This window comes from Streptomonospora nanhaiensis (genome assembly GCF_013410565.1).
GTDB classification, from domain to species: Bacteria; Actinomycetota; Actinomycetes; order Streptosporangiales; family Streptosporangiaceae; genus Streptomonospora; species Streptomonospora nanhaiensis.
Genome location: NZ_JACCFO010000001.1, coordinates 1,256,165 through 1,273,758 on the forward strand (window position 1 = coordinate 1,256,165; position 17,594 = coordinate 1,273,758).

The 17,594-nt window shown below is 73.7% G+C and carries 16 protein-coding genes; 2 read left to right on the top strand and 14 right to left on the bottom strand.

Going from position 1 to position 17,594, the window contains the following annotated elements; genetic code table 11:
* Nucleotides 1-18 precede the first annotated feature (18 nt).
* Nucleotides 19-912, top strand: coding sequence for a hypothetical protein (locus HNR12_RS05435; protein WP_179766464.1), 894 nt, complete (start codon nucleotides 19-21; stop codon nucleotides 910-912).
* Nucleotides 913-949: 37 nt separating this feature from the next.
* Nucleotides 950-1,204: a hypothetical protein gene (locus HNR12_RS05440; RefSeq protein ID WP_179766465.1), complete on the top strand. Its 255-nt coding sequence runs from the start codon at nucleotides 950-952 to the stop codon at nucleotides 1,202-1,204.
* A gap of 17 nt (nucleotides 1,205-1,221) precedes the next feature.
* Here the strand turns inward: HNR12_RS05440 and HNR12_RS05445 are convergent, their stop codons facing one another.
* The 14 genes from HNR12_RS05445 to HNR12_RS05510 all read right to left on the bottom strand — a co-directional run bounded on the left by HNR12_RS05445 (nucleotide 1,222) and on the right by HNR12_RS05510 (nucleotide 17,374).
* Complete coding sequence (locus HNR12_RS05445; RefSeq protein WP_179766466.1) at nucleotides 1,222-2,874, bottom strand: hypothetical protein; 1,653 nt, start codon at nucleotides 2,872-2,874, stop codon at nucleotides 1,222-1,224.
* 150 nt (nucleotides 2,875-3,024) lie between these two features.
* Nucleotides 3,025-3,900: a DivIVA domain-containing protein gene (locus HNR12_RS05450; protein WP_179766467.1), complete on the bottom strand. Its 876-nt coding sequence runs from the start codon at nucleotides 3,898-3,900 to the stop codon at nucleotides 3,025-3,027.
* 129 nt (nucleotides 3,901-4,029) lie between these two features.
* Entirely contained in the window at nucleotides 4,030-4,323 is a 294-nt protein-coding gene (locus HNR12_RS05455) for a YggT family protein (RefSeq protein ID WP_179766468.1), read from the bottom strand.
* A gap of 39 nt (nucleotides 4,324-4,362) precedes the next feature.
* Nucleotides 4,363-4,887 (bottom strand): cell division protein SepF, encoded by a 525-nt coding sequence (locus HNR12_RS05460; protein WP_179766469.1) that lies wholly within the window; start codon nucleotides 4,885-4,887, stop codon nucleotides 4,363-4,365.
* Nucleotides 4,888-5,012: 125 nt separating this feature from the next.
* Nucleotides 5,013-5,783 carry a YggS family pyridoxal phosphate-dependent enzyme gene (locus HNR12_RS05465; protein WP_179766470.1) on the bottom strand — a complete coding sequence of 257 codons (771 nt, stop codon included), beginning with the start codon at nucleotides 5,781-5,783 and terminating at the stop codon, nucleotides 5,013-5,015.
* The gene (gene pgeF / locus HNR12_RS05470) at nucleotides 5,770-6,519 is read right to left on the bottom strand and encodes a peptidoglycan editing factor PgeF (RefSeq protein ID WP_179766471.1); all 750 of its coding nucleotides are present in this window, start codon (nucleotides 6,517-6,519) and stop codon (nucleotides 5,770-5,772) included. Before pgeF ends, HNR12_RS05465 begins: the two co-directional genes overlap by 14 nt.
* Before the next feature lie 120 nt (nucleotides 6,520-6,639).
* Nucleotides 6,640-8,046 (bottom strand): cell division protein FtsZ, encoded by a 1,407-nt coding sequence (gene ftsZ / locus HNR12_RS05475; protein ID WP_179766472.1) that lies wholly within the window; start codon nucleotides 8,044-8,046, stop codon nucleotides 6,640-6,642.
* A 411-nt stretch (nucleotides 8,047-8,457) separates the two neighbouring features.
* Nucleotides 8,458-9,207: a cell division protein FtsQ/DivIB gene (locus tag HNR12_RS05480; RefSeq protein ID WP_179766473.1), complete on the bottom strand. Its 750-nt coding sequence runs from the start codon at nucleotides 9,205-9,207 to the stop codon at nucleotides 8,458-8,460.
* Nucleotides 9,208-9,308: 101 nt separating this feature from the next.
* On the bottom strand, nucleotides 9,309-10,748 hold the full coding sequence (gene murC / locus HNR12_RS05485) for a UDP-N-acetylmuramate--L-alanine ligase (protein ID WP_179766474.1): 1,440 nt from the start codon (nucleotides 10,746-10,748) through the stop codon (nucleotides 9,309-9,311).
* Nucleotides 10,745-11,905: an undecaprenyldiphospho-muramoylpentapeptide beta-N-acetylglucosaminyltransferase gene (murG, locus tag HNR12_RS05490; protein WP_179766475.1), complete on the bottom strand. Its 1,161-nt coding sequence runs from the start codon at nucleotides 11,903-11,905 to the stop codon at nucleotides 10,745-10,747. The genes murC and murG overlap by 4 nt, the downstream gene beginning before the upstream one ends.
* Nucleotides 11,902-13,275: a putative lipid II flippase FtsW gene (ftsW, locus tag HNR12_RS05495; protein WP_179766476.1), complete on the bottom strand. Its 1,374-nt coding sequence runs from the start codon at nucleotides 13,273-13,275 to the stop codon at nucleotides 11,902-11,904. Before ftsW ends, murG begins: the two co-directional genes overlap by 4 nt.
* Nucleotides 13,276-13,494: 219 nt before the next feature.
* On the bottom strand, nucleotides 13,495-14,910 hold the full coding sequence (gene murD, locus HNR12_RS05500) for a UDP-N-acetylmuramoyl-L-alanine--D-glutamate ligase (RefSeq protein WP_338119723.1): 1,416 nt from the start codon (nucleotides 14,908-14,910) through the stop codon (nucleotides 13,495-13,497).
* Nucleotides 14,907-15,962 carry a phospho-N-acetylmuramoyl-pentapeptide-transferase gene (gene mraY, locus HNR12_RS05505; RefSeq protein WP_179766478.1) on the bottom strand — a complete coding sequence of 352 codons (1,056 nt, stop codon included), beginning with the start codon at nucleotides 15,960-15,962 and terminating at the stop codon, nucleotides 14,907-14,909. The genes murD and mraY overlap by 4 nt, the downstream gene beginning before the upstream one ends.
* Entirely contained in the window at nucleotides 15,959-17,374 is a 1,416-nt protein-coding gene (locus HNR12_RS05510; RefSeq protein ID WP_179766479.1) for a UDP-N-acetylmuramoyl-tripeptide--D-alanyl-D-alanine ligase, read from the bottom strand. Before HNR12_RS05510 ends, mraY begins: the two co-directional genes overlap by 4 nt.
* Between the last annotated feature and the right edge of the window lie 220 nt (nucleotides 17,375-17,594).

The following is a 17,594-nucleotide window of genomic DNA, read 5'->3' on the forward strand; positions in this document are numbered from 1 at the left end:
TGCCGATAGCGTCCCGCCATGCCAACAAACGAGCACGAGGCGCCGATCGAGTTCGTGCGCAACCGCCCCGACCTCGCGGTGCGGCTGCTGCAGGACGCGCTCGGCGTCTCCATCCCCGAACACGACGCCGCCGAACTGGCGTCGGAGAACTGCACCGACCTCCAGCCCAAGGAGTACCGCGCCGACGCCGTGGTCTCCCTCAAGCGCAACGAGACACCGGTCCTCGCGGTCGTGGTCGAGGTGCAGTTGAAGAAGGACGCGAACAAGCGCTTCTCCTGGCCGGTGTACCTGACCACCGTCCGCGCCCGGCTCCGCTGCCCGGCGGTGCTCCTGGTGCTGTGCCCCACAGACCCGCAAACGGCCTCGTGGGCGGCGCAGCCCTTCAGCCTGGGTCACCCGGGGCTGACCCTCGCCCCGCTGGTGCTACGGCCCGACCAGACCCCGGTCGTCGTGGATCAGGAGACGGCGGTGGCCGTCCCCGAACTGGCCGTCCTGTCAGCCGCCGCACACGGAAACGAGAACGAAAAAGCCCTACTGGCCTGCGCGTACGCGCTACGCGCGCTCAAAGACACGACCGTGTTCACTCTCTACTATGAGTTCGTAGACAACGCGTTGTCCGCCGACGCGAGCCGCACCTGGGAGGCACTGGTGACCAGCAGGACCTACACGTTCAAGAGCGAATTCGCCAACAAGTTCCTGGCCGAAGGGGAAGCCAAGGGCAAAGCCGAAGGCAAAGCCGAAGGCAAAGCCGAAGGCAAGGCCGAGAGCATCCTCGCCGTCCTGGAGGCGCGGGGACTCGACGCGAGCGACGCCGTCCGCCGGCGCATCACCGCCTGCGGCGACCCCGACCAACTGGACACCTGGATCCGCCGCGCGGCGACCGTCACCGCCGCCGAGGACCTGTTCCAGTAGGCCACACGCGCTTCACGCCGCATCCGGAAAGGCGGTCATGACCAGCAGGACCTACACGTTCAAGAGCGAATTCGCCAACAAGTTCCTGGCCGAAGGGGAAGCCAAGGGCAAAGCCGAAGGCAAGGCCGAGAGCATCCTCGCCGTCCTGGAGGCGCGGGGACTCGACGCGAGCGACTCCGTCCGCCGGCGCATCACCGCCTGCGGCGACCCCGACCAACTGGACACCTGGATCCGCCGCGCGGCGACCGTCACCAGTGTGGCGGACCTGTTCGAGAAGGGTTTTACCTCCTAGGACGTCTCCAGGCACTCCTAGGCGCGGTCCTCGTCGTCCGTCCTGCGGCGGATGACGACCGTCTGGTCGGGGTCCTGGTCCTCGTCGGCGGCGGACTCGTCCTCGGCGGACGCGGTGTCCGCCGAAGGCTCCCGCTGCTCCTCGGGCCGCTGGATCGACGGCGACGAGGCGGTCAACTCGGGGTCGTCCGTCTCCGCGGACTCGGCCTCGGGCTTGAAGTACGGTGCGGCGGACTCCTCCGGCGCGGCGTCGCGTTCGGGCTCCGACGGAGCCAGGGCGCTCAGGTCGATGGGCTGGGTGGCCGGGTCCTCCGGCACCTCCTCCCGCACGGGCCGGGCATCGGCGTCGGGAGCGGCCGCGGTGTCCCCTGTGTCCGCTGTCTCCGCCGCGTCCTCGGCGGCCCCGGTCGCCGCCGCGGGCTCGTCGGCGGTGTCCGCCGCCTCGGGCGGCGCGTCCGGAGCGGGCTCCCCGGCCTCGGCACCCCGACCGGACTCCGACTCGGGGCGGTCGGGGCCCCCGGCTTCGACCGCGCCGGCGGCCGAAGCGGGTTCCTCCCCGTCCCCGGCCGCCTGCCGGGGCTCGGGCTCGGCGTCCGCCGCCTCGGCCACGCCCTCCGGCGCCTCCGGCCCGGTGCGCACCTCGTAGGCGGCGTCGTCGGTGTCCTCGTCGGTGTCGTCCGTGCGCAGGCCCTGCACGAAGGCGCTGAAGGACAGGTCGCGGTCGGACTCGTCGATCGCCTCGACGCCGTCGACCGGTTCGCGTGAGCCGAGGGGCTCGGACGCCGGGGCGGCTTCGGGCGTGGTTTCGTCGGCCGGACCCTCAGTGGGTGCGGCCGGTGATTCGGAAGCCCGCTCCGACGAATCGACGGCGGGGGTGGTGGAGCCCACCACGGCCGACTCCGCGAAGTCGGGGACGCCGCGCTCTTCGGGCGTCTCGGCCGCCGACGGCTCCGGCACGTCGGCCTCCGGCTCCGCGGCGCCGTGCGGGGTGTCCTCGCGCGGAGCCTCGGACTCGGTGCGCGGCTCGGCATCCGCCGTGGGGGCGGCGCTCGCCGCCGCGGCCGGCTGCTCCACTCGCTCCTCGCCGGTCGGCTCGCTCACGCGGCCTGCGGTGGTGTCGGCCTGCTCCGGCCGGTCCGCTCCGCCCGGTCCTCCGGGTCCGCCCGTGGGGGCGGGCGCCGCCGGTGCGGTGTGGCCGGATCCGGCCGCGGCCGGGTAGCGGTAGGGCCCGTGGCCGCCGGAGGCCGCGGCGCCCGTGGGGCGGCCCGGCGCCCCGCTCGGGGGCTGCCGGTACGCCGCGGCCCGCACCGACTCCTCCGTCAGCGCGGGCGCGAACAACCCGTCTCCCCTGGTGCTTCCGGTCCGCGTGGGCGCGGGGGGCGCGCCCGGCGCGGCCGCCGGGGCGGGGACGGACGACTTCCCCAAACCGTCCGTCCGTGCCCGACCGGCCGCGTACGACCCGCTTCCCGCCGCGGCGGCCGGTGCCGCCGGCTCAGCCCCGCCCGGGAGACCCAGGTAGGCGCGTGACCGGACCACCTCGACCGCCAGCAGGACGGCACCGAGGCCGCCCAGGCCGAGGGCGATGTAGACCAACGTGGTCTCGGCGAGCATCACCCCGAAGGCGATGACCGCCAGAGCCGCCACCAGGGTGACGAGGCTGAGGATGAACACGGAACAGGAAAGCCTTCACTCAAGGGTTGTGTTGTGCGGTACTGCGCGGCGGAGCGGCCCGGGGCCGCCCGCCGTGCCGCGCGCCTGCTACCGCTGGTACGCCGGAGGCCGCGGATGGGCGGCGCACCGGAGTTGCGGCAGCGGTGGGGCTCAGCGGCGGTCGTGCGGTCCGTCGCCCGGGTGGTAGCCGCCGTGCTGGGCGGGCTCGGGCTGGGCGAACGGGTTGCCGGGGACGCCGCCACCGGGACCGGTGTGCTGCATGCCGGGCTGACCGCCGGTGGGGGCCATGGTCTGGAAGCCGCCGGTGGTGTTGGGGTTGGGGCCGGGCTCGTTGTCGGTGGCGCCCTCGGCCAGCTCCCGGAGCTGCCGCTCGAAGTAGTCCTTCAGCCGGCTGCGGTACTCGCGCTCGAAGTCCTTGAGCCCGGCGACCTTGTGCTCCAGCTCCTCGCGCTGCTGCACGAGCGAGCCCATGACCTGGCGGTGGCGCTCCTGCGCGTCGCGGTCGAGGTTCTCGGAGCGGGCGCGGGCCTCGTTGACGATCTGCTCGGCCTGGCGGCGGGCCTTGCCGAGGATGTCGTCGGCCTCGTGGCGGGCGCGGCCCAGGGTCTCGTCGGCCTCGCGGCGGGCGTCGGAGATCGCCTGGTCGGCGGTCTGCTGCGCGAGGGCGAGCACGCGCGCCGCGGTGTCCATGTTCTCCTCGGAGCCGGGCAGGCCCATGCCGGCCATGGCCGGGATCTGCTGCTCCACCTGCGGCTGCGGCGGCTCGGGCCGGATCGGCTCGGGCTGCGGCGGCTCGGGCGGGAGCTGGTCCTGGGGCTGCTGGAAGTCCTGCATGCCCGCGTTGGGCACCTTGCCCCGCAGGCACTCGGCGAGCTTGCCACGCAGCTCCTCGTTCTCCTGGATGAGCCGGTCCAGCTCGGACTCGACCTCGTCGAGGAACGCGTCGACCTCTTCCTCGTCATACCCCGGCCGGAGCCGGGTCGTACTGAACTGCTTATTCCGCACATCCGCGGGTGTAAGCGGCATGTTCGTCTCCTTGGCGCGCTTGGACTGTGTCCGTAGGGACGCTACCTGATCGTGACCTTACGGCAATCCAGATCATGACCAAGGCCACATATCGAAACCAGGGCTTACCTTTCCGACATCTGTGACCTTCTAGATGAACGAGATCGAACTTACGATCTGGATAAGGATCACCACGAAGAGGAAGAGGACGGTGAAGCTCAGGTCAAGCGCCACACTCCCCAAACGTACGGGGGGGATAAACCGACGCAGGAACCTCAGGGGCGGGTCGGTGATGGTGTATGTGGTCTCCGCGAGTACCAGTACGAACCCGCTCGGTCGCCACGAGCGTGCGAACGACTGTACGAGTTCGAAGACGAGCCGCGCGATCAGCACCAGCATGAACAGGTTCAGCAGGATGATGACGACGGACTGCACGATACTCACGGTCGTTCCCCGACCCAATCTCTGGACATCTGTGATGATCTAACTCTGGTTGAAGAACCCTCGCTCGGCGATGCGTGCTTTGTCTTCAGCGGTCACCTCAACATTAGCCGGGGACAACAAGAACACCTTGTTGGTCACGCGCTCGATACTGCCATGCAGACCGAAGATCAGCCCCGCCGCGAAGTCGACCAGACGCTTGGCGTCACTGTCGACCATCTCGGTCAGGTTCATGATCACCGGTATACCTTCCCGGAAATGCTCTCCGATAGTACGCGCTTCGTTGTACGTCCGGGGATGCAGCGTAGTGATACGCGCGAGGTCCGCGGTGGCGGGGGTGGTGTGAGTCGGGATGCGCCGCTCTGAAGGGGACATGGTGTAGTCATCCGCATCCGTCATGGAGTCGACACGGGGATCGCCGCCGTGATCGATGTCGCGGTCGCGGCGGCCCTCGACGCCTTCCTCGAAGTCGTCGAAGTCATCGTATTCGTCCGCATAGCGGTGATCGTAGCGGTCGTCCTCCACGAGGCCGAGGTAGACCGCCATCTTGCGCATCGCGCCGGCCATCTCTTGTCCTCCGTCGTCCCTGTGGTGCTGCACCGCAGATGACTGTGTCCGTGTCGGCCCAGGTCCGCCCGGGTCCGCCAGACGGGCGAACTCGACACTTGGGCGCCAAGGTCCATGTGGGGACATTACCCCACGTTCGGGTTGCGATCATCGAGCAACGCCGTTCCGACCCGCAGATGTGTCGCACCTTGACGGACGGCGGCCTCCAGGTCACCGCTCATCCCGGCCGAGATCGTCCTGGCCTGAGCGTAGCGATCCCTGACCCGCTCGGCGACCGCATATAGCCGGGCGAACGCCGCATCGGGGTCGCCTTCGCGCGGAGCGACCGCCATAACCCCCTCCAGCAGCAGCCCCTCCTCCCCCGCGATGGCGTCGGCCACGGCCAGGACGTCGCCGGGGTCGGCGCCGCCCCGGGGCCCCAGCACCCCTGCCGCGGAGTCGGGGTCCAGGTTGACCTGCACCAGGCAGCCCACCTCGCGCCCCTCCGCGCGGGCCCGGGCGCCCAGGGCGCGGACCAGGCGCTCCCGGTCCACCGAGTGCACCAGGTGGGCGTAGCGGGCCACCGACCTGGCCTTGTTGGTCTGCAACTGGCCCACGAAGTGCCAGCGCAGCGGCAGGTCGGCGCAGGCGGCCGCCTTGGCCGCGGCCTCCTGGTCGCGGTTCTCGCCCACGTCGGTGACCCCCAGTTCGGCCAGGGCGCGCACGTCGGAGGCCGGGAAGGTCTTGGTGACCGCGATGACGCTCACCTCCTCGGGCGGGCGGCCCGCCGCGGCGCAGGCGGCCGCGACGCGCTCGCGCAGGGCCGCCAGGTTGGCCCGGAGCCGTTCGCGCCGGGCGGGCCCCGCCGGCGCGTCCGCACCGGCGCCCCCGGCGCCCGTGATGTCATCCCTGGTCATCGCCATGCCACCAGACATACCCCGCGAACCGGCCCGTGGGCGCGCCGCGCCGGTGGGAGAACATCTCCGGGGTCTCCAGGGTGCACCGCCCGTCCACCGCGATGTGGCCGACACCGGCCGCGCGCAGCTGGGCGGCCGCCGCGGCCCGCATGTCGATCGCGGGGGTCCCGGCCCGGGTGCGGCCGGCCGCCTCTGGCACGGTCCGGGCGATCTCGTCCCGCATCCCGGCCGGGACCTCGTAGCACTCCCCGCAGATGGCCGGGCCCAGGAGCACGCGCAGGCGCTCGGGCCGGGCGCCCAGCCGCACCATGGCGGCCACCAGCTCCCCGGCGATCCCGGCGGCGGTGCCCAGGCGGCCGGAGTGGGCCGCGCCGATGACGCCCGCCTCGTGGTCGGCGGCCAGGATGGGCAGACAGTCGGCGGCCAGCGCCGCCAGGACCAGGTCGCGCCGCGCGGTCACCACGCCGTCCACCCGGCCCACCACGCCGGGCTCCTCGGCCACCGCGACCTCTGCGCTGTGCACCTGGTCCATCCAGACCACCCGGTCAGGGTCGAAGCCCAGGCCGGCGGCCGCCCGGCGCCGGTTCTCCAGGACCGCGGCGCGGTCGTCGCCGACACCCAGGCCGAGGTTGAGGGAGTCGTAGGGGGCGGCGCTGACCCCGCCGTCGTGGCGCCGGGTGAACCCGGCGCGCACTCCGGGGGCCAGCCCGATCGCGGCATCCGTAGCCTGGTCCATTGCCTGCGCTGCACCTTTCGTCGCCGGTTCGCGGACGCGAAAAAGCGTACCGGCGGCGGGGTGCGCCGCCGCCGGTACGCCCGGGTCGGGCGCCGTCCGCGGGGGCCGGCGCCCGGGTGCCTACTTCAGGAAGTCGGGAACGTCGAGGTCGTCGGGGTCGTCGAAGATCACCCGGCGGCGCGGCGTGGGGACGTCGCCCGAACGCGTGAACGAGCCGTCGGTGCCGGTGCCGCGCACCTGGGTGTAGCCGGCGTCGTTGACGGCGCGGATGCCGCGCGCGCGGTGGTCGTCCTCGGGGTCGGGATCGGGATCGCGGGCCTCGGGGGCCTCGGGGGCCTCGGGGGCCTCCGGCTCGGGCTCGGGGGCGGGCTCGGGCTCCGGCTCGGCCGCCGCCTCGGGGCGCCGCGGCTCCTCGCGCACCGGCTCGGGCTCGGGTTCGGGCTCCGGCGCGGGCTCGGGGCGGCACGGCTCGGCGGCCACCGGCCGCACCTCGGCGCGCGGGGGCGCCGGCGGGGCGGCGGCCTCGCGCGGGCGCTCGGGCGCCGGCGCGGCGTCGCGCTGGGGCCCCAGCGCCTCGTTGCGCGGCTCGTCGAACCCGGCCGCGATGACGGTGACGCGGACCTCGTCGCCCAGGGCGTCGTCGATGACCGCGCCGAAGATGATGTTGGCCTCGGGCGCCGCGGAGTTCGCCACGAGCTGAGCGGCCTCGTTGATCTCGAAGAGACCGAGGTCGGAGCCGCCCTGGATGGACAGCAGCACCCCGTGGGCGCCGTCGATGCTGGCCTCCAGCAGCGGCGAGGAGATCGCCATCTCGGCGGCGGCCACGGCGCGGTCGTCGCCGCGCGCCGAGCCGATGCCCATCAGGGCCGACCCCGCGCCCTGCATGACCGACTTCACGTCGGCGAAGTCCAGGTTGATCAGGCCGGGCGTGGTGATCAGGTCGGTGATGCCCTGCACACCGGACAGCAGCACCTGGTCGGCGGCCTTGAACGCGTCGAGCACGCTGACCTGGCGGTCGGAGATCGACAGCAGCCGGTCGTTGGGGATCACGATGAGGGTGTCGACCTCCTCGCGCAGCATCGCGATCCCGGCCTCGGCCTGGGTGGCGCGGCGCTTGCCCTCGAAGCCGAACGGGCGGGTGACCACGCCGATGGTGAGGGCCCCCAGCGAGCGGGCGATGTCGGCGACCACGGGCGCACCGCCGGTGCCGGTGCCACCGCCCTCGCCGGCCGTGACGAAGACCATGTCGGCGCCCTTGAGGACCTCCTCGATCTCCTCGCGGTGGTCCTCGGCGGCCTTGCGGCCGACCTCGGGGTTGGCCCCCGCGCCCAGTCCGCGGGTCAGTTCGCGGCCCACGTCGAGCTTGACGTCGGCATCACTCATGAGCAGCGCCTGAGCGTCGGTGTTGATGGCGATGAACTCGACGCCCTTGAGTCCCTCTTCGATCATCCGGTTGACGGCGTTGACGCCGCCGCCGCCGATGCCGACGACCTTGATGACCGCGAGGTAATTCTGCGGTGCTGCCACGACGAGGGGCCTTTCCGCTCGCATCGGCCAACCGCCGTCCCACCGCAGCGGGACGCTGTGTCCCCCGGTGGCGGCCCGGACGGTTGGCTGTCCGGTTCTACAGTCTTCCTCTTGCGGGTGCCCGTGGTGCCGGCGAGTGCCGACCGGGTTCCCGGTGCGGGCGCCGGGCGGCGCCCTGCCGGGCGCCCGCCGCAATCGCCCTAAAGTCTCAGATCCATACTTATGTCAACCAACGGTAGTGCTTCCCGACAGTAGGCCGCGGCCTGCCAAGGGGCAACTAACCACGGAGTTCAGCCTAACGGCGTGTCGCACGGTGAGGCGATGTCCGATCCCGGCGCGTCGCGTCGGGAATGTCGGCCTCCTGCGTCCGGAAGCCGTCCGGGCCACCCGGTCCGGGCAGGCGTGGCGCACCTACTTCACGACGGCCATGTCCGGCGCGCTCACGTCGTAGCTGCGGTCGGGCCCCGAAGGGTGCTCGTGCAGCAGGATGGTGAGGATCTCGCTCTTCTCGGCCGTGCGCTCGGTGCCGCCCCACTGGACCACGGCGCCGTCGTCCAGGGTGAGCGTGATCGCCGCCCGCTCCTGGGCGTCGATCTCCTCCACCCGCCCGGCCACGGCCGCCGGCATCTGGGCCACGACCTCGGCGGCCGCCGCGACGGCCGGGTCCCCCTCGGGTTCGCCGTCGACCGTGATCAGCGGGTAGTCCTCGGGGCGGGTGTCGGTGTCGGCCACCCGCACGCCGTCGCCGTCGACCAGGCGGAAGCCGTCGCCGGCGCGCATGGCCAGTCGGGGGGTGCGCTCCACGACCTCCACCCGCAGCGTGGCCGGCCAGCCCCGCGAGACCTCGACCGACTCCACCAGGCGCAGCTCGCGCGCCCGCCGCTCGGCCGCGGCGGTGTCGACGCGGGCCAGCGGCGTGCCGGTGGCGACGTCCACGGCCGCGGCGACCTGCGCGGGGTCGAGCCGGTCGGTGCCGGTGACCTCGACCTCGCGCACCACCAGCAGCCGCGAGCCCAGCAGCAGCCAGGTGACCACGGTCAGCGCCGTGACGATGAGCAGGACCACGAAGGCGACCTTCCAGGGGTCCGACCGGCGCCGGCCGGGCCGCCGCGCGCCGCCGTCGGCGCCGCGCGGCGCGGACTCCTCGGTGGTCGCGCTCACCCCTGCCCTCACCGTCCTTCGCTGCCCCGCGCACTCCCCCGGCCGTCCGCCCGGGCGGGCGGCGCGCCGGTGCCGGCGCGGGCCGCCGCCCGGACCGGCGGTCAGTCCTTGGCCCCCGGCAGCGCCGCGACGATGCGCGGCCCCAGCTCGGTGACGTCGCCCGCGCCCATGGTCAGCACGATGTCGCCGGGCCGCGCCAGCGCGGCGGCGCGGGCCACCGCATCGTCGCGGTCGGCGATGAGGTGGACGTGCGCGCCGTCGCCGGGGATCCGGTCGGTGATCAGCTCGGCGCCGACCCCGGGCTCGGGGTCCTCGCGCGCGGCGTAGACGGGCAGCACCACGGCCTCGTCGGCCAGGGCCAGCGCCTCGGCGAACTCCGCGGCGAAGATCCGGGTGCGACTGTACAGATGGGGCTGGAACACCGCCACGACCCGGCCCGGCGCGGCGCCGTCGGGCTCGCGGGTGTCCAGGGCCGCACGCGCGGCGCGCAGGTCGGCCGCGATCTCGGTGGGGTGGTGGGCGTAGCTGTCGTAGACCGCCACCCCCCCGGAGGTGCCCTTCAGCTCGAAGCGGCGGCCCACCCCGGTGAAGGCGGCGAGCCCGGCCAGCGCGACCTGGGGGTCGTGGCCCAGCACGTCGGCCGCCGCCACGGCGGCCGCGGCGTTGAGCACGTTGTGCCGGCCCGGCACGGCCAGCTCCCCGCGCAGCGGCTCGCCGCCGGGCGGGGTGAGCGTGAAGGCGGTGCGGAACCCCTCGGCCGCGACGTCGGAGACCCGGTAGTCGGCGTCTGCGGCCTCACCGAAGGTGACGACCCGCTTACCCAGGCGGGCGGCGGTCTCGGCCACGCGCCGCGCGCCGGGGTCGTCGGCGCCCGCGACGAGGGTGGCGCCCACGCGCCCGGCGAACGCCGCGAAGTTGGCGTGGATCTGCTCCAGGCCGCCGCTGTAGTTGTCCAGGTGGTCGGCCTCGACGTTGGTCACGACCGCGACCTCGGGCGAGAGCATCAGAAAGGAGCCGTCGCTCTCGTCGGCCTCGGCCACGATGACCTCGCCGGCCCCGGCGTCGGCGCCCAGCCCGGTGGTGGCCAGCGATCCGCCGATGACGTAGCCGGGTTCGGCGCCGGCCTGCTGGAGGACGACGGTCAGCATCGAGGTGGTGGTGGTCTTGCCGTGGGTGCCGGCCACGGCCACGCCCCGGCGCTCCAGCAGCAGCGCGCCCAGCGCGGCGGCGCGGGGCAGCACGCGCAGCCCGCGCCGGCGGGCCTCGACCAGTTCGGGGTTGTCGGGGCGCACCGCCGAGGACACCACCACGGTGTCGGCGGTGCCCACGTGGGCGGCGTCGTGGCCGACGTGGGCGTCGGCGCCGAGTTCGGCGAGGTCGCGCAGCAGCCGGCCGTCCTTGGCGTCGCTGCCGCTGACCTCCACGCCCAGCTGGAGCAGCACGCGGGCGATCCCGGACATGCCGACCCCGCCCATGCCGACGAAGTGCACCCGGCCCAGCTTGCCGACCGGCACCGGCTCGGTGTGTTCGACCAGGCTCACCGCAGGTCCTTCCCGTCGTCGACGTAGGCGTCGTCGTCGGGGTCGTCGTAGATCGGCGGCTCGGGGGCGGGGCGCTCGCCGCGCGCGATCGCCATGACCTCGCGGGCCAGCTCCATGTCGGCGTCGCGGCGGCCCATGCGCGAGGCGGCCTCCGACATGGCGACCACCCGGTCGGTGTCGGTGAGCAGCGGGATGAGGTACTGCGCGATCCACTGCGGGGTGAGGTCGGCGTTGTTGACCAGCAGGCCGCCGCCGGCCTCGACGATCGGCTCGGCGTTGAGGCGCTGCTCGCCGTTGCCGATGGGCAGCGGCACGAACGCGCCGGGCAGGCCCACGGCCGTCAGCTCGGCGCAGGTCATGGCGCCGGAGCGGCACATGGCGACGTCGGCCGCGGCGTAGGCGAGGTCCATGCGGTCCACGTAGGGCACCACAACGTAGGGCACGCCGTCGCGGGTGCGGTCCTCGGGCTCGGTGGCGTTGTTGGGGCCGACCACGTGCAGCACCTGCACCCCGGCCAGCCGGAAGTGGTCGGCGGAGTCGAACGCGGCCTGGTTGAGCGCCTGGGCGCCCTGGGAGCCGCCGAAGATCAGCAGGGTGGGCAGCTCGGGCCGCAGCCCGAAGTGCGCCCGCGCCTTGTCGCCGGTGGCCAGCCGGTCCAGCTGGGAGATCTGCTCGCGCAGCGGGATGCCGATGAAGCGGCCGTGGCGGATGTCGCAGTGGGGGTGCCCGGTGAACACGTGCGGGGTCAGCCGCGCGCCGAGCCGGTTGGCCAGGCCCGGCAGCGGGTTGGCCTCGTGGATCACCAGGGGGATCCTGCGGCGGCGCGCCGCGAGGTAGCCGGGGGTGGCGACGTAGCCGCCGAACCCGACCAGGATGTCGGCGCCGAGGCGGTCCAGGTGGGCCCCCGCCGCGCTGATGGCGCTGGCGAGCTTGCCGGGCACCTGCAGCAGCTGCGGGGTGAGCCGGCGGGGCAGCGGCACCGCCGGGATGGTCCCCAGTTCGTAGCCCCGCATGGGAACGAGGCGGGTCTCCAGTCCTCGTTCGGTGCCCAGACACAGGATCTGGGTCTGCGGGTCGATGCGCCGAAGCGCATCGGCCAGGGAGAGCGCGGGCTCGATATGCCCGGCCGTGCCGCCTCCGGCGAGGGCTACCCTCATCGTCGCCGATTCCTCCTCGCTTGAACCTGCGTCGCGCGCGATCCGTTGTGGGCCTGCGCCGCGGCTCCGGTCCGCCTGGACGGGGCGCCGGATGCCGAGTACTCCAGGCCCAGCCAGCTTAGAGCCCTTTGCACCCGGCTCGGACCGCGGGCGGCCAGGGCCGCGCGGGCATCGGGCTCGGCCTTGGCCAGGGCCAGCAGGATGCCCAGCGCCAGCATCGTGGGGATCAGCGAGGAGCCCCCGGCCGAGACCAGCGGCAGCGGGATGCCGGTGATGGGCATGACGCCGATGACCGTGCCGATGTTGACCATCGCCTGGATGACGATCCAGCAGGTGATGGCCGCGGCGGCGAGGCGGCCGAAGGGGTCGCCGACCCGCGACGCGACGCGCAGCCCAGCGTAGCCGAGGACGCCGAAGAGGCCCACGACGACCAGGGTGCCGATGAGGCCGAACTCCTCGCCGATGATGGCGAAGATGAAGTCGCTCTCGGGGTGGGGCAGGAAGCCCCACTTCTCGCGGCTGCCGCCGATGCCCACGCCGACCACGCCGCCGGTGCCCAGCGCGTAGAGGCCGTGCAGCGCCTGGAAGCCGGAGTCGGTGGGGTCGGCCTGGGGGTTGAGGAAGGAGGTCACGCGGGCCAGGCGGAACGGCTCGACCGCGATCATGATGCCGGCCAGCGAGATGACCAGGCCGATCATCGCCAGAAACAGCCGCCCGGGCGCGCCCACCACCCACAGCAGCGCCAGGAAGATCGCCAGCAGCACGAACGTGGTGCCCAGGTCGGTGCCGATCAGCACCAGCACCACGAGCACGCCGCAGCCCGGCAGCAGCGGGATGAGCAACTGGCGCCACTCCACCAGCTGGCGCAGCTCCTCGCGGCGCGCCAGCACGTTGGCGCCCCACAGGGCGAAGGAGAGCTTGGCCGGCTCCGACGCCTGGACGGTCACCCCGGCGATCTCGATCCAGCGCACGGCGCCGCTGCCGTAGGCGTCGCCGTGGAAGACGGTGAGCACCAGCAGCACCACCGAGGCGAGCATGGCCGGGTAGCCCAGCATCCGGAAGACCCGGATGGGCAGGTGGGAGGCGACCACCAGCAGCGGCAGGCCCACCGAGGCGGCGAACACCTGCTTCTCGAACAGGGAGAACGCCGAGCCGGTCTCGGTGTAGGAGTCCACCATGGAGGAGGACAGCACCATGGTCAGGCCCAGCGTGGTCAGCAGCGCGGTGCCGCCGGCCAGGAGGTAGTAGGAGGTCAGCGGCCGGTTGAGGATCCCGGGCAGTTCGCGCAGCGGCGACCGTCCCCGCTCCTCGACCTTCCGGGGGGTCGTGCTCGCCCGCTCGGCCGTGGGGATCGTTGTCGGCACCGCCATTGGCCACCTCCGCCCGTGCCGTCGTTGTCCAGCGACGAACAAGTCTGGCGGGTGCGGACCGCGAAGCCTCGGACATATTCCGCGTGTTGGGCTTCTTTCTACGCGCGCGGCCGGATCCGGCCGCGACCGCGCCGCAGGTGGGCGGCTGAGGGGCGGCCACGGGGCGGCGGGCCGCCCGCCGCCGGGCGCCCGCGGGGCGCTGCGGCGGGCGGCCGCGCGTCACAGCGCGCGCACGGCCTCCGCGAACCGGTCGCCGCGCGCGTTGTAGTCGCGGAACATGTCCATCGACGCGGCGGCGGGGGCCAGCAGCACGGTGTCGCCGGGGCGCGCCCGGCGCGCGGCGGCGGCGACGGCCTCGGCCATGGCGTCCTCGCCGGTGCCGGCGACCTCGACCACGGGGACCTCGGGCGCGTGGACGGCCAGCGCGCGGGCCAGCCGGTCGCGGTCGCGGCCCAGCAGCACGGCCGCGCGCAGCCGGGGCGCGGCGGTGCGCACCAGGTCGTCGACCTCGGCGCCCTTGAGCAGGCCGCCGGCCACCCACACGACGGAGGGGTAGGCGGCCAGGGAGGCGGCGGCGGCGTGCGGGTTGGTGGCCTTGGAGTCGTCGACGTAGTCGACCTCGGCCACCCGCGCGACGTGGGCGATGCGGTGGGGTTCGGGGGCGAAGGCCCGCAGCCCGGCGCGCACCGACTCCGGCGCGGCGCCCACCGAGCGGGCCAGGGCCGCCGCCGCCAGCGCGTTGGCGACGTTGTGCGGCGCGGCCGGCACGGCGTCGCCCACCGCGGCCAGCTCCTCGGCGCTGGTGCGCGGGTCGGCCACGAACGCGCGGTCCACCAGCAGGTCCTCGACCACGCCGAGCTGGCCGGGGCGCGGCACGCCCAGGGTGAACCCGTGCAGGGGGGCGTGCGGGTCGCCCTGCTGGGCCAGGCGCGCCGACCAGTCGTCGTCGGCGTTGGCGATCCGGACGGTGCCGCGGGCGTAGACGCGGCCCTTGGCCTGGGCGTAGGGCTCCAGGCCGCCGTGCCAGTCGAGGTGGTCGGCGGCCAGGTTGAGCACGACGCCGGCGTGCGGGGCCAGGGTGGCCGACCAGTGCAGCTGGAAGCTCGACAGCTCCACCACGAGCAGGTCGGGCGCGGTGCCGCGGTCGTCGGGCAGGGCCGCCTGGAGCAGGGGGGTGCCCACGTTGCCGGCCGCGGCGACGTCGCGGCCGTCGGCGCGCAGCATCGCCTCCAGCATCCGCACCGTGGTGGTCTTGCCGTTGGTGCCGGTGATGGCCAGCCAGCGCTGGGTGGCCGGGCGCAGCCGCCAGGCGAGTTCGACGTCGCCGATGACCTCCACCCCGGCGGCGGCCGCCGCGAGCGCCAGCGGGGAGTCGGGGCGCCAGCCGGGCGAGATGACGACCAGCTCGGTGCCCTCGGGCAGCGCGGAGTCGCCCAGTACGGCGCGGGCGCCCTCGGCGCGCAGCTCCTCGGCCGCGGCCCGCGCGGCGTCGTCGTCGCGGTTGTCGACCACGGTGACGCGGGCGCCGCGGCGCAGCAGCGCCCGGACGGTGGGCGGCCCGGTGACGCCCAGGCCGGCGACGCAGACCGCGCGGTCCTTGAGCCCGGTCGCGAAGTCGGGGGTCTCCGGGGTCACCGCGGCATCCACTCCAGGTAGAACAGGCCGATGCCCACGCCGACCATCAGGCCCTGGATGATCCAGAACCGGATGACGATGGTGGTCTCGGCCCAGCCCTTCAGCTCGAAGTGGTGCTGCAGGGGCGCCATGCGGAAGACCCGTTTGCCGGTGAGCCGGAACGAGCTGATCTGGATCATCACCGACAGGGTGATGAGCACGAACAGGCCGCCGATGATCAGCAGCAGCAGCTGGGTGCGGGTGGTGATGGCCAGGCCCACGATGAGGCCGCCCAGGGCCAGGGAGCCGGTGTCGCCCATGAAGATCTTGGCGGGCGGCGCGTTGTACCAGAGGAAGCCGATGCAGCCGCCCAGGCAGGCGGCGGCCACCACCGCGAGGTCCAGCGGGTCGCGCACCGGGTAGCAGCTGGGCGAGAGGTAGGCCACGCAGCTCTGGCGCAGCTGCCAGTTGCCGATGATGACGTAGGCGACCAGCGAGAGGATCATCGCGCCGGTGGCCAGGCCGTCCAGGCCGTCGGTGAGGTTGACCGCGTTGGAGAACCCGACGATGAGGAACAGCGCCCACAGCACGAACACGCCGATCATCAGCGGCGGGCCGAAGTCGCGCAGGAAGGACAGCTGCGGCGAGGCGGGGGTGTAGCCGTAGCCGTTGGGGAACTGGGTGACCCCGACCGCGAACCCGGCGCCGACGATGGTCTGGCCCAGCATCTTGGCGCCGCTGCGCAGGCCCAGGCTGCGCCGCTTGTAGATCTTGATGAAGTCGTCGAGGAAGCCCACGGCGCCCATGCCGACGAACAGGAAGATCACCAGCAGGCCCGAGACCGTGGGCCGGGTCATCAGCACCAGGTGGGAGCCGAAGTAGCCGATGATGGCGCCCAGGATGATGACGATGCCGCCCATGGTGGGCGTGCCCTGCTTGGTCTTGTGGCCCTCGGGGCCGTCGTCGCGGACCTCCTGGCCGAACTTGAACCGGTACAGGATCCGGATCACCAGCGGCATGATGAGCAGCGAGACCAGCAGGGACAGGCCCGCCGCGACGAGAATGCCGGTCACTTGGCGTCCTCCCCGGACATCAGCAGCTCGGCGACTTTCTCCAGCCCGGCCACGCGTGATCCCTTCACCATGACGACGTCTCCTGCCCGCAGCCGCGCGCGCAGCGCGGCGGCGGCTTGGGCGGCGTCGGGGACACGCACGACCTCCCCGCGCCATTCGGGCACCTCGCGTGCCCCTTCGGCGATGGGCGCGGCGTCGTCGCCGACGACCACGAGGGCGGCGGCGCCCGCCCGCGCCGCCAGCCGGCCGGCCGCGCGGTGCTCCTCGTCGTGGGCCGCGCCCAGTTCGGCCATGACGCCCAGGACGGCCAGCGGCCGGCGCCCGTCCGCGGAGATGGCCTCCAGCGTGCGCAGCGCCGCCGCCACCGACTCGGGGTTGGCGTTGTAGGCGTCGTTGACGAGGGTCACGCCGTCGGGCAGCTCGCTGACCTCCATGCGCCAGCGGCTCACCGGGCCGGCCTTGCCCAGCGCCTCGGCGACCGCCTCGGCCCCCATGCCGAACTCGGCGGCCACGGCCGCCACGGCGAGGGCGTTGTGCACCTGGTGGGCGCCCACGAGCGCCAGGCGCACCGGCGCGCTGCCGCCGCCCAGGCGCAGGGTGAACGCGGCGCGGCCGGCGGCGTCGAGCCGGACGTCCTCGGCGCGGACGTCGGCCTCGGGCGCGAGCCCGTAGGAGACGACGCGGGCCGAGGTGCGGGCGGCCATCGCGATGACGGCGTCGTCGTCGGCGTTGAGCACCGCGACCCCGCCGTCGGCGGCGGCGGGCAGCGCCTCCACCAGTTCGCCCTTGGCCTGGGCGATCGCGGCGCGGCTGCCGAACTCGCCGACGTGGGCGCTGCCGACGTTGAGCACCACCCCGATGCGCGGCGGGGCGATGGTGCACAGGTGGGCGATGTGGCCGCGCCCGCGGGCGGCGACCTCCAGGACGATGAACCGGGTGCTCTCGTCGGCGCGCAGCACGGTGAGCGGGTGGCCGATCTCGTTGTTGAGCGAGCCGGCGGGGGCGATGGTGCTGCCCAGACCGCTGAGGACCTGGGCGAGCAGGTCCTTGGTCGTGGTCTTGCCCGAGGAGCCGGTGACGCCGACGATGTCGGCGTCGGTCAGCTCGCCGGCCACGGCCCGGGCCAGGCGGCCCAGCGCGGCCACCACTCCTTCGTCGCCTCCTTCGGCGAGCAACTGCGGCGCCGCGACCGGCCGGGATCCCAGAACCGCCGCGGCGCCCGCGGCGACAGCGGATTCGGCGAAGTCGTGCCCGTCGGCCCGTTCGCCGCTCAGGGCGACGAAGAGCGACCCGGGCTCGGCCAGTCGTGAGTCGATGACGACCGGACCCGACACGACATCCGTTGGACGCGCCGACCCGCTTAGTCGGGATTGGGTGATCTCAGCGATCCGATCGAGCGTCAGCGCGATCAAATCCACTCCTCATGTCTGGCCCGGCCCATTGCGCGAGAATGCGCCTCAACCAAGGTGACGGCGCGGTTGTCAGGGGATGGCGCGCTCCGTCGACCCTGAGGCGGTGTCGAACACACCGGGGCCGGGCTGCGATTGCCGGACCTACCTTAGAACATTTGGTCACCCGTGTTGCGCCCCGACCGCGATCCCCCGCGCCCGGTGCGGGCCGCCGGAGCGGCCG